A 13,545-nucleotide genomic window follows, 5' to 3' on the forward strand; every position below is an offset into this window, starting at 1 on the left:
CGAGATCACCCTGCTCGTGCTCCGCTCCCCGCACCTGCCCACCTCGCCGTAGCACCTGACGGGCCAACACATCCGCTCGGAGCGGTCCACGAGCCGAATGCGGCGTCGACAGATCGCCGACAGAAGTGAATGCGTCTGCGTGCGAGAAGTCAGCCCGCGGGGGTGTTGTAGTTGACGATCCCCTCAACCATGAGAGCGACCGCACCGGCCAACGGGTTGGTCGTTCCTGCAGCCACGACGTCGGGCAGCTTGTGCGCCTCGCTCTCGGTGACGGCCACCATGCCCCAGAACGCGTTGAAGCCCGAGGGATCCGTCGGCTTGTCGGTGGCCGCCCCCACGGTCAGAACGCCTTCCGCCTCAGCCACGGCCAACGCGCCCATCTGCCGGAGCGTGTCGTGATCCCGCTCCTCGGCAGCCACTACGCTCCAGCCCGCCACCTCCACCTGCCGTAAGGCGTCAAGGAGCTTGCCAGGCGTGTCCGCCCCCGAGACAACGATGTCGGGCAGGACGAGGGCAACCGGCCCCTGGGTCATCGGCAGGGCGGACCGGATCGCCCCGTCGAGACCAGGCCCGAACGACTCGTCCTGGTGGACGAAGACCATCTGGAAGGTGTCGGCATAGCGAAGGAGATAACTCACGGTGTCCAGTTTGTGTGTTCCGAACACGACGACCAGGCGCACCTTGAGTCCGCTCTTGGCGAGTTCGACGACGGCTTCCAGGCTGCGGTCCAGCACGGTGACCCCAGGAGCCAGACAGTGCAACTCCTTCGGGTAAGGCGCCCCGAAACGTGTTCCGTATCCGGCGCAGGGCAGGATCACCGAGACATCAGGTACGGGCGTGGACGGACTCTGCATCGCGTAGCACTCCCGGTTTTGTGAACGATGGGGGATCTTGCACACCTCGCCAAACACAGACTGCCCAGAGCGGGCCGACGCCGAACCTCCGGCCTCACGCGCACCATAGCCACCGAGATGGGTGCTCCAGTAACTCCCGAAGGCCTAACTCTGCTGCGAGACAGCCGAGTTGGCCGACGCGACCAAGCGCGATGATGCGCGGCGCCCCTCCCCGCCCTGGCCGACACGCGACCTACACTGCTGCCGGTCATTCCCGACGACCAACGTATCGCCGCCGTCGGCCACCACCCCGAGCCTGGGCGGAAACGACAGAAGCGCATGGACGACCCGACGAAAGAGGACGCTGAATGCGGGTGCTGTTGTCTACATACGGGACACGTGGCGACGTCGAACCGCTGGTGGCACTCGCGGTGCGGCTGCGGGCGCTCGGCGCGGAGGTGCGGATGTGCGCCCCGCCGGACGAGGAGTTCGCCGAGCGGCTCGCAGGTATCGGAGTGCGGCTGATGCCGGTCGGGCCGCCGGTAAGGGAGTTGATGCGCGGGAACACCCTGCCCTCGGCAGAGGACCTGGCCCGCTACAGGAACGAGTTGGTCGAGACACAGTTCGACGCCTTCCCTGCGGCGTTCGACGGATGTGACGTGGTGGTGGCGGCAGGTCTGGGGCAGGTCGCCGCGCGATCCGTGGCCGAGGCCGCGGGTATCTCCTACGTGTACGTGAGTTATGCGGCGGTCCACCTGCCGTCGCCGCACCACGCGCCACCACCGCGGCCGGGCTGGCCGGAGCCCGAGGTCGCCGACAACCGGACACTGTGGGAGTTGGACGCCCAGAACGTCGACGCGCAGTTCGGCGAGGCACTCAACAGCCACCGGGCAGCACTCGGTCTGCCGCCGGTGGACAACGTGCGCGATCACATCCTCACCGACCGTCCGTGGTTGGCCGCGGACCCGGTCCTGGGCCCGTGGCGGGAGACCTCCGGGCTCGACGTCGCACAGACAGGCGCGTGGACCCTCGCGGACGAACGGCCCCTCCCGGCGGACCTGGCAAGGTTCCTGGACGCGGGCACCCCACCGGTCTACGTCGGCTTCGGCAGTATGTCCCCGGCCGAAGGCGTCGGAGGCATGGCCGTCGAGGCGATCCGCGCACAGGGGCACCGCGTGCTCGTGTCCCGCGGGTGGGCGGACCTGAATCTCGTCGACGACGGGGACGACTGCTTCGCCATCGGCGAGGCCAACCATCAGAACCTGTTCGGCAAGGTGGCCGCCGTGGTCCACCACGGCGGCGCGGGTACGACGCTGACGGCGGCCCGTGCGGGCACGCCCCAAGTGGTGATACCTCTCCAGCTGTCGGACAACCCCTACTGGGCAGGCCAGGTGGCGGCATTGGACCTCGGTGCGGCCCTCGACGCTCCTACCACGACCGTCGAATCTCTGGGCATCGCGCTCAAGACCGCTCTGTCACCCGAGACCCGGGCGCGTGCGAAGTCCCTGAGCAGCCGGCTCCGCACCGACGGACCGGAAGTGGCCGCACGCCGGTTGGTCGACGCGTCCCGGTGAACGACGTCGGCCCGTAGTACTCGGGAGCGCTCGGGCCGGTCTGAGCGCAGGGGCCCTGGCCGGGGTGAACCCGTCCGGGGCTTCGGCAAGTGAGGTGCGTGGCGCCGTGGTTGATCGTGCTGCGGCTGACACCGCACCCTCGGTTGCTGGCGATCGGGCTCATGGCCTCTGCCTCCGGATACGCCGTCCCCGACAGGGGGAGAGCGGGGAACGACCGAAGTGAACCATTGACCCCGCGTGGTCCGCTATCTTCCGGCAAGCCCGTTAATGTCGCATTCCGAGCGCAAACAGTATTCCATCACTGAATGGGTGTGGCATTGGTCACGGTTGACCACTCAATCGAAGCGCATTTAGCATCAACGGAAATTGGCCACCCTGCGGGTGGCCAAATAAACAGAATCGTCCGCAATCGCCACTCTGCAGGTACCTCGCTCAACTCTATAGAGCTTCTCCCGCACGCCGCGCTGCCCGGACGGCAGCACAACGACGGCTTTGACCAGGCCAGATAGCCGCTCGTCTCCAGCCGAGGTCCGGCCGAAGGCCCTAGTCCTTCAGGTATTGCTTTCAGATTGCGCTTTACTCGATTTTCGCCGCGTTCTCTTCTCGTGAAGGGTAACCCGTGTTTTTACCCCGAATCGCAGTCAGTAATCATTCCGGCGAAGAGATGGAACCCGCGCCTTTGTCACTGGCGCAGGAACGTCTGTGGGTCATGGCGCGCATGGACGGAGACGCCAGCGCCGCCTACAACGAGCCGATGCCCTTCGATATCCGGGGTCCGCTGGACCGGGACCTGCTCATCAAGGCGCTGCATCTGCTCGCGGCCCGGCACGAGGCCCTGCGCACCCGGCTGGTCCCCTTCGAGGGTTCGGCTCTGCAAGTCGTCGATCCGCCGGACACGGGGTTCCCGGTGACCTTCGAGGATCTGACGGGACTGCCGGACGGGGCCGAACGATTCGCGCGCATACGGTCGGAGGTGGAGGGCACCCCGTTCCGGCTGGGCAAGGAGCCCATGGTGCGTGGCTGCCTGATAGCGCTCCAACCGCACCATCACGTACTGATCCTGATGGCGCATCACATCATCTTCGACGGCTGGTCCCGCTCCCTGCTGCTGAAAGAGCTGGGCGTGATGTACTCCGCGCTTCAGCAGGGGCAGGACGTCCCGCTGCCCGAACTCACCTGGCAGTACGGGGACTACACGCGCTGGCAGTGGGAGTGGATGTCGGGAGACGAGCCCGCCCCGCACGCCGACTACTGGACCACCGCACTGGCCGGCACCCCGGCCGTGATCTCCCTCCCCACCGACCGGCCCCGCCCGCCCGAGCAGGACTTCCACGGCGACCGGTTGCCCGTGACCGTCGACGAGGATCTGACGCGAGCCCTGCGCGCGCTGGCCGCAGACAACGATGTCTCCCTCTACGCGACCGTCCTCACCGGCTGGTCCGTGCTGCTGTCCCTGCTCTCCGGGCAGGACGACATCGTTGTCGGCGCCCCCACCTCGAACCGCCGGCGCGGCGACGTCGAGGGCCTGATCGGCCTCTTCGTCAACACCCTCGCCCTGCGCGCGGACCTCTCCGGCTCACCCAGCGTCAAGGACGTCCTGAAGCGGGTGAACCAGCGGATCCGTGACGCCCTCAAGCACGTCGATCTCCCCTTCGAACGAGTCGTCGAACTGGTCAACCCACCGCGGAGCCCCTCCTACACAGCCCTGTTCCAGACCGGGTTCGGCTGGGTCCCCTCCATGCGGAAGGAGCTCGAACTCCCGGGCCTTCAGGTCGAGTTGCGGGAGGACGCCGCCCACGTACCCGCGAAGTTCGACATGGTCCTGGCCCTGGCCGACGAGGGGCGGCACCTCACCGGCGAGATCGACTACGCGGTGGCCCTCTTCGACCGGGCGACGATCGAACGGTACACACGTCAATTCCTGCGCGTACTGCGCCTGATGACCGAGCGGCCCGATGCCGAGATCGCCGATCTGACCCTGCTCGACGAGGACGAGCAGCGTGCGCTCCTCGCCGACTTCAGCACAGGGCCCCCCGTGGCCGACCCGGCGTCGGCGGACGTACTGGAGCGCTTCGCCGCGCAGGTCCGCGAACGCCCCGGACAGTGTGCGGTGGTGGCCGACGACGCGGAGCTGGACTACGCGACACTCGACCGCCGGGCCAACCGTCTCGCCCATACGCTGATCGCCCGCGGCGCCGGTCCCGACCGGGTGGTGGGCCTGCACGCCGGACGTACGACCGAACTCGTCATCGGCGTCCTCGGGATCCTCAAGTCCGGAGCCGCCTACCTCCCCCTCGACCCCGGCCAGCCCTTGGAGAGGCTCGGCGCCATGGTGAGCGACGCCGCACCGGTCCTCGTACTGACCGACGAGAAGGACACCGCGGACGACCGCGGACGGCTGTGGGAGCACCTGGCGACGGTGGAGGCGGAGGGGTCGCACGACGAGGCACCGGTCATCGACATGGACCGGACCCGGCTCGCGTACGTCATCTACACCTCGGGGTCGACCGGCCGCCCCAAGGGCGTGGCGGTGACGCACGCCAGTGTCGTCAATCTCTTCGACCACTGGCGCGACCTCATGGGGGACGCCCCCGGCGAGGCGTCCTCCGCCTGGTCGAGCATCGGCTTCGACGCGTCGGTGCACGAACTCCTCGTCCCGTTGACCACCGGCGCCGTGCTCCACCTGGTTCCCGACGAACTCCGCGGAGATCCACGGGCGTTGCTGGACTGGATGCGCGAACGCAAGGTCACCCAGGCGTTCCTGCCTCCGTCCTACGTCCTGTGGATCGGCGAGGATCCGGCCGCACGCCTGGCCGGATCGAGCCTGCGTCAGCTCCTGACCGGAGTGGAATCCCTGCCGGAGAGCACCCTGCACCGCATGCGCGAACTGCTGCCCGGCCTGCGCATCTGCTTCGGCTACGGCCCGACCGAGGCCACGCTCTACGCCACCGCCTACACCGACCCACAGCCCTACGAGCGGTCGTGTCCCATCGGGCGGCCGCTGCGCGGCACCCGCCTGTACCTGCTCGACGACCGCATGCGTCCGGTACCCGTGGGAGTCCCCGGAGAGGTCTACCTCGGCGGAGCGAGTCTGGCCCGTGGATATCTGAACCGCCCCGACCTCACCGACGAACTCTTCGTGCCGGACCCGTTCGTCCCCGGTGAACGCCTCTACCGCACCGGCGACTTGGCGCGCTGGCTGCCGGACGGCAACGCCGAGTACGTCGGCCGCCGCGACGACCAGCTCAAGCTGCGCGGATTCCGTATCGAACCCGGCGAGGTCGAGGCGGCACTGCTGGCGGTCCCCGGGGTGCGGGAGGCCGTGGTCCTGGCCGACCGGGACGCCCCCGGCGGCCCCCGCCTGGTCGCCGGCGTGGGTTGTGACGCCGGGGCCACGCGGCTGCCGTACGAGTGGCGTGCGGCCCTCAAGGACCGGCTGCCTGACTACATGATCCCCTCCGTGGTGGCCGAGTTCCCGCGACTGCCGTTGAACCGCAGCGGCAAGGTGGACCGGACCGAGGTGCTGCGCGCCGCGGCGGGAACCCGCGCCGGGCAGGTCAACACGGCCGCGCCCCGCGACCATGTGGAGATGGCGCTGTACCGGGTCTGGCGCGGGGTGCTGCTGCACCCGGACATCGGAATCGGCGACAACTTCTTCGAGCTGGGCGGCACTTCGATATCGGCGATCAAGATGGCGTCCGCCGTCCAGGAGGAACTCGGCGTCGCCCTGCCCGTCCGGGACGTCATGCTGCACCCCACCATCGAGGCGCTCGCCGAGCGGGTGCGCGGCCACGGGGGCGACACCGCGCGGTCCGCGGAACCCGGCAACCTGGTCGAGTTCCGTGCGGGCGGCGGCCGGCAGCGCGTGGTGTGTGTGCATCCCGCCGGCGGCACCGCGTTCTGCTACCTCCCCCTGTCCGCCGAACTGGCCGACGACATCGGCGTGGTGGGGCTCCAGGCGCCCGGCATCGATCCCGGCGAATCCACCCTGCCCGGTGTCGAGGCTATGGCCGAGGAGTACCTGCGGCTCGTCGCTCCCCGCACCGACGAGGCACTGGTGCTGTGCGGGCTCTCCTACGGCGGCCTCATCGCGTACGAGATGGGCCGCCGCCTGGTGACGGCCGGACACGAGAAGGTGAGCGTGGTCCTCCTCGACACCCACGGCGCCCAGGACGACGAGCAGCGCGCCGCGATCGCGCCGGTCGGCATGGCGGAGTTCCGGGAGAAGCTGGTGCGCTTCAACGGCATGTACCCGGGTATCGACGACGACCAGGTGGCCCGGTACCTGAACGTCTACAACCACCACCGCGAGACGGGGCGCGACTACGCCGTACCCCGATCGCCCGCCCGTGTCGTGCTGATGCAGGCGACGGCCGTGGAGGACGAGGAAGCGGACGCCGAAACCGCTGCCGCTCGTCTACGCGCGTTCTGGCGGCATCGCGTCGGCGGCGAGTTCGTTGTCGAGCCGGTCGCCTGCGGCCACTGGGACATGCTGGAGAGCGACGAACTGCCCCGCGTCGCCGCCGTCCCCACCGCCGAACTGCACCGGCTGACCTCCGACCCCGGCCAGGGCGAGACGGAGCGCACCACACCTTCCGGCACGTCGGAGGCACGATGAAACCGCACGTCGAAGCATCCCCCACCGACGTGACCGAAGACGTGGGCGCCCCGGCCGGGATAGCCCTTGAGATTCACCGCCGGGCTCTTCGCACACCACACGCCTTAGCCGTCGTCGACGGCGAAGTCGGCCTCGACTACGCGACGTTGAATGTGGCGGCCGCCGCCGTAGCCCAGGAGCTGGAGCGCCTGGGCGTCACCGCGGGGCAGGCCGTGGCGGTGGCACTGCCGCGGTCGTGGCGGCTGGTCTGCGTGATGCTGGGCATTCTGCGGCTGGGGGCGCAGGTCGTGCCCCTCGACACACAGAGCCCCGCGGAACGCCGTCACTTCATCCTCCGGGACTCCGCCGCGGTCGCCCTGGTGCACGACCATGTGCACGAGACGCCCGAGAGCGTCACCGGGCTCCCGCAGCCCGTGAAGGCGCTCGCCGCGGACACCCTTCTGCCCGAACTCCCGGACGCCGCAGCTGCCGTGACCGCCGTCGCCGCCGTGGAGGCACCGTCTGCCCCCGGCGAGGTGTCCTTCCTGTTCTACACCTCCGGAACGACGGGACAGCCCAAGGGAGTCGAGGTCCGTGACTCCGGGATCCGGAGACTGGCACAGCCCGGCTACATCCGCACCGAGCCCGGTCTGCGCTATGCCTGCCTGGCCAATCCGGCGTTCGACGCGCTGAGTTTCGAAGTCTGGGTGCCCCTGCTCACCGGTGGCAGCTGCGTCATCCTGAGCGACGGGGACGTACGGACTCCCGAGCGGCTCGCCGCGGTGCTGCGGCACGAGAGGGTGGACACCCTCTTCGTCACCGCCGCGCTGTTCAACGCGGTGGTCACGGCCGTACCCGACTGCTTCGCCGCGGCCGGCGAGGTGCTGGTGGGCGGTGAGCAGCTCGACGCCCGGACGATACGCCGCTGGTACCGCGACAACCCCGGCAGCGGCACCCGGCTGCTCAACGTCTACGGACCGACGGAGGCCAGCACCTTCGCCCTGTGCCATCCGATCCCCCGGGACTTCGACGGGGCCGTGGTGCCGATCGGCCGCCCCTTGCCGCAGACCGGTGCCGTCCTGGTCGTGCCGGGCCAGGAGCGGGTCGCCGCACCCGGTGAGGTCGCCGAACTCCTGCTGAGCGGAGCCGGGCTCGCCGCCGGATACCGCAACCTCCCCGAGGAGACCGAGCGGCGCTTCGTGCGGCTGGCATGGCTGGACGGCGGTGCGGAACGGTACTACCGCACCGGTGACCTCGTACGGGTGGATGACGAGGGCTTGGTGGAGTACGTCGGCCGAACCGACCGCCAGGTCAAGGTCCGTGGCTTCAGGATCGAGCCCGGCGAGGTGGAACGGCGCGTTCTCACCCACCCGGCGGTCCAACGGGCTCACGTGTGCACACGCCGCGCGGGCCAGGAGGGGCCCAACGAACTGCTGGCGTTCGTCGTCCTCCGTCAGGAACTGTCCTACGAGGAGTTCGACAGCCATCTGACGGCCCACCTGCCCGCCTACATGCGCCCCCACCAGATCCATCTCGTGGCCGAACTGCCGCTCAACGCCAACGGCAAGATCGACGAGGCAGCCCTGCTGCGGCAGGCCGACCGGCCCTGGCGGCCCGCCTCCCCCGGCACCGAGGGACCGGCCATGACGGAGACGGAGCGCCGGGTCGTCGAACTGGCCGAGGAGATACTCGGCACCACCGGCCTCGGGCTCGGCGACCGGTGGATCGCCAGCGGCGGTGACTCGTTGAAGGCGCTCCGGTTCTGCTTCGCCGTACGACAGCGATGGGGCCGCGAGCTGTCCCAGGCGGCCGTCCTGCACGGCGACCTGGCCGCCGTCGCCCGGACGGTCGCCACGGTCCGTCCCGGCGATGCGAGTGCCTTGCCGGCCCCGGTGGTCTCCGGTACCCGCTCGGCGCCCGCCACCAGCGAACAGCAGCGGCTGTGGCTGCTGCAGCGCCGCACCCCCGGCTCCCGGGCCTACTCCGTCAACCAGGCCTTCCGCGTGGACGGACCCGTCGACACCGCCGGCCTCCGGCGAGCATTGCGCGGCCTGGTGACACGCCACGAGGCGCTCCGGACGGGCTTCGGACTCGGGCCGGACGGCCTGGAGCAGACCGTCGGCGAGCCGTACGACCCCTGGCGCGAACCGGGCCCCCGGCACGCCTGGGACGAGGAAGAAGCGCAGACCTTCGCCGACACCTTCTTCGCCGAGCCCTTCGACCTCGCCGTCCCCCGCATGCTCCGGGCCTGCTGGCTGCCGCGTGACGACGGCGGCACGCTCTTGCTCCACCTGCACCACATCGCCGTGGACGGCTGGTCGTTGAGCATCCTGCTGCACGACCTGTCGGCCGCCTACGCCGAAAGCGGCCCGACCGAGGAACCCGCTCCGACGCCGCTGGACTTCGCCGTCTGGCAGAGCGACCGGTTCGCGAGCCCGGCCTACCAGACGCAGCGCGATGAACTCCTCGCGTTCTACCGGGGTTTGGAGGAGCCCCTGGAGCCGCTGGATCCGCTGCCCGCCCAGGACGCGGGTCCGGCACCGCGGGCGCACCTGCTGCACACGTCGCTCGACGTCGTTCGGCGGTCCCAAGTGGACCAGCTGTGCGCCGAGTTCGGACTGACCCGGTTCCAGGTCCTGCTCAGCGTGTTCTCCTGGTGTCTGTACGGCGTGACCGGCCTGGTCCGCCCGCGCGTGGCCGCCCCGGTCGCGGGCCGCCCGGTGCGCGAGTTCGAGAACAGCACGGGCATGATGGCGAACACCGTGCTGCTGCCCCTGACCGTCGCGCCCGGTGAGGACCTGCGCTCGCACCTCGCCCGCACCGGGACCGACACAGGGCGGGTACTGGGATACCAGGACGTGGCACTCACGGACGTCCTGACCGGCTGGGAGGGCGTCGGCGACAGCACGCCGTTCGACTTTCTGTTCGTCCTGGAGAACACCGACTTCGGTGCGCTGCGGCTGCCCGGCTGCGCCCAGCGCCCCCTGTGGTGGGCGGCGCCGGAGGCCAAGTGCCCGATGACGGTCTCCGTCGTCGAGCACGCGGACGGACTCGACGTGCTGTGGGAGTACGCCGAGGACCGGTTCACCGGCGAGGACGTCGAGGCGATGGCGGAGCTGCTGCGGCGGGGCGTGGACGCGCTCGCGGCCGGTGGCCGCTCCACCGCCCGGGAGCTGGTCCTGCCGTACCGGCGCTCCCTTCCGGAGCACGGGCGCGGACCCGCCCCGGAACCCGGCTTCACCACGATCGCCGAGGGCTTCGGCCGGCAGGTCGCCCGCGCTCCGGACGCCGCGGACGTCGTCACGGCCGACGGCGTCACCCTGAGCTACGCGGCCCTCGACACCCGGGCCGTGGCACTCGCCACGGAACTGGCCGACCGCTACCCGATCCCGGCCGACGGCAGCCCCTGCCGGGCGGCCCTGTACCTGGATCCGTCCGTCGAGCACGTGGTGGCACTGCTGGCGCTGGCACGGCTGAACGTCACCGCCGTACCCCTCGACCCCTCCTACCCGGCCGACGTGCTGCGCCGCGTCCTGGAACAGATCGACCCGCTGTGCGTCCTGGCCACGCAGGACAGCTCGACGACACTCGACACGCTGCTCCCGGACGGTGTGCTGCGCCACCTCGTCGTACCACCCCCGAAGAGCGACAGCACGAGCGAGCCGTACGACGGACAGCCCTACGGCCGACGCCCGGACGACGTGCCGACACACCACGGCGCCCGCCCCCTGTACACCCTGTTCACCTCCGGCTCCACCGGCGTCCCCAAGGGCGTGCAGATCCACGACCGCACCCTGTGCGACCTGATCAGGTGGCAGACCGGTCCCGGCGGCCTGCCCGCCCCCGCGGCCACCCAGCAGTTCTCGATGCTGGCGTTCGACGTGTCCTTCCAGGAGATCTTCGGGACCCTGTGCACGGGCGGCACCCTCCACCTCATTCGTCCCGAGTGGCGTCAGGACGTGCCCGCGCTCCTGGACCGGCTGGACTCCGCGGGCGCCGAGCGGATCTTCATGCCCTATGTGGCCCTGCACCTGCTCGCCGAGTACGCCGTCCGCCTGAACAGGTATCCCTCCCGGCTGCGCGAAGTGGTCACCGCGGGGGAGCAGTTGGTGTGCACGGACAGCATCCGGCGCTGGTTCGCCGGACTCCCCGGCGCGCGTCTGTTCAACCACTACGGGCCGACCGAGACCCATGTGGTGAGCGCCCTGTGCCTGGAGGGAGATCCTGGGCAGTGGCCCGAGCGGCCCGCCATCGGACGCCCGGTGGCCGGCGCCGACCTGCGGGTGGTGGACGCCCAGGGCGACCCGGTCCCGGCCGGGCGCACCGGCGAGCTGCTGATCGGCGGCAGCATGACCACCCGCTGCTACCTCGACGAACCCGCACCGGACGACACCCGCTTCGTCGAACTCCCGGGCGCGGGCCTGTTCTACCGCAGCGGTGACCGGGCGTTCTTCGACCGCGAGGGCCTGCTGCACTACGCGGGCCGCGACGACCAGCAGATCAAACTGAGCGGGCACCGGCTCGAACTCGGCTCCGTCGAGGCGGCCCTGCTGCGCCATCCGGCGGTGGTCAACGCCGTCGTCACGCGTGACGGAGACCGGCTGACGGCCGGACTGGAGATCCGTGGCGAGACGCCGTCCGCCGACGAGCTGACCGCGCATCTGTCCGCCCTTCTCCCCTCCTACGCACGCGTGGACCGCTTCCGCAGGCTGGAGAGACTCCCCCGCACCCCCAGCGGCAAGCTGGACCGGCAGTCGGCCATCCGGGCACCGGGTGAAGAGATACGTCGTTCCGCGCTCACCCGCACGGGCCTGTCGGCCGAGGAGGAGCGCCTCACCGCCGCCTTCGAGGAAGTCACCGGGTCGGTGATCGCGCCGGACCAGACCTTCTTCGAGGCGGGTGCCTCCAGTCTCGCCCTGATGCGCTTCCACCTGCGCTGCACCACGGCACTCGGTCTGCGCTTCAGCGTCGCGGATCTGTTCGAGCACGTCACCGTCCGCTCCCTGGCCCGCCACCTCACCGCTCCGCGACCGCTCACCCCCTCGGCCGCGGAGCACGACGAGACCCCCGAACCCGGCGAGCCGATCGCGGTCGTCGGCATGGCGGTACGCGTGCCCGGCGCCCCGGACCTGGCCGCCTTCTGGAATCTGGTGGTTTCCGGCGGCACCGGAATCCGCCGTATCGACGCGCCGGAAGGAGTCGTCGGCGCGCACAGCACGCTCGACGGCATGCTCGACTTCGACCCGGGCCACTTCGGCATCAGCCCCCAAGAAGCACGTCTGATGGACCCCCAACAGCGTCACCTGCTGATGGCCGGCGTACAGGCCCTTGCGCACGCCGGAGTGGCGGACACCTCGGCCACCCGGGTGGGCCTGGTGGCCGGCGCCGGGGAGAACACCTACTTCCAGTCCCTGCTGCGCGAGGCGGACCCCGACCGGCTGCCGGACGGCTTCCAGCTCGCCCTCCACCACGAGAAGGACTTCCTGGCCACCAAGGTGGCGTACCACCTCGGGCTGACCGGCCCCGTCTTCAGCGCCCAGACGGCCTGCTCCAGCTCTCTGGTCGCCGTGCACCTCGCCGCCGGTCTGCTCCGGCAGGGCGAGGCCGACGTGATGCTCGCCGCAGGAGTACTCATCGACCCCGGGCTGACCGGCGGCTACCACTACCGCCCGCAGCACATCTTCTCCGCGGACGGCGACTGCCGGCCCTTCAGCGACGACGCCACCGGCACGGTCGGCGCGAGCGGCGTCGGCGTCGTGGTCCTCAAGACGCTGCGGCGGGCACGGCACGACGGCGACACCGTCTACGCACTCGTCACAGGCTCCGCGATCAACAACGACGGTGCGGCGAAGATGAGTTACACCGCGCCGTCCCTCGCCGGACAGCGGGAGGTGATCCGCACCGCCCTGTCCCGCGCCGGACGCGTGGGCGCCGACCTCGGCTATGTGGAGGCACACGGCACCGGCACCCGGCTGGGCGACCCGATCGAAGTGGGAGCGCTCCGGCAGGCGTTCGACGTGAGCGAGTCCGGCCGCTGTGCTCTGAGCTCCGTCAAGAGCCAACTCGGCCACATGGGCGCGGCCGCCGGTTTGGTGGGCCTCATACGCGCGGTCCTCTCCGTGCACCACGGGACGCTCCCGCCCAACCTCAACTTCCGTGCCTTCAACCCCGAGATCGGCCCCGATCCCACTCCCTTCTACGTCCCGTCCGAGGCCACGCCCTGGCCCGGGGGACGCGAACGGGTGGCCGCGGTCAGCAGTTTCGGGATCGGCGGCACCAACGCCCACGTCATCGTGGAGCAGGACACCGCGCCCGGACCGGTGGCGACCGGCGAGATACCCGCGTGCCTGGTGCTGTCGGCCGCCACCGCGGACGCCCTCACCGCCGACGCCGCGCGGATCGCCGACTACATCCAACTCCACCCTGAGCGTTACGAGTTCGTCCTGCGTCACCTCCAGGCCGGGCGGGTCGCCCGCCGTTTGCGGGCCGCGGCACCCGTGACGGACGCCGCTGCGGCCGGGCGCTGGCTGCGCGCGGTGGC

The 13,545-nt window shown here is 70.4% G+C and carries 4 protein-coding genes; 3 read left to right on the forward strand and 1 reads right to left on the reverse strand.

The annotated features are described in order from the left end of the window. Window positions 1-149: 149 nt before the first annotated feature. Complete coding sequence (locus tag O3Q52_RS34850) at window positions 150-854, reverse strand: NTP transferase domain-containing protein (protein ID WP_269652640.1); 705 nt, start codon at window positions 852-854, stop codon at window positions 150-152. 347 nt (window positions 855-1,201) lie between these two features. Between O3Q52_RS34850 and O3Q52_RS34855 the strand changes: the two genes are divergently transcribed. The 3 genes from O3Q52_RS34855 to O3Q52_RS34865 all read left to right on the forward strand — a co-directional run. After that, on the forward strand, window positions 1,202-2,407 hold the full coding sequence (locus tag O3Q52_RS34855) for a glycosyltransferase (protein WP_269652641.1): 1,206 nt from the start codon (window positions 1,202-1,204) through the stop codon (window positions 2,405-2,407). A gap of 664 nt (window positions 2,408-3,071) precedes the next feature. Further along, window positions 3,072-7,025 (forward strand): amino acid adenylation domain-containing protein, encoded by a 3,954-nt coding sequence (locus O3Q52_RS34860; protein ID WP_269652642.1) that lies wholly within the window; start codon window positions 3,072-3,074, stop codon window positions 7,023-7,025. Beyond that, window positions 7,022-13,545: non-ribosomal peptide synthetase (locus O3Q52_RS34865; RefSeq protein ID WP_269652643.1), on the forward strand; the 6,524-nt coding region annotated here is incomplete at its 3' end. The genes O3Q52_RS34860 and O3Q52_RS34865, both read left to right, overlap by 4 nt.

The organism is Streptomyces sp. ActVer (genome assembly GCF_027270795.1).
Lineage (GTDB): Bacteria > Actinomycetota > Actinomycetes > Streptomycetales > Streptomycetaceae > Streptomyces > Streptomyces umbrinus_A.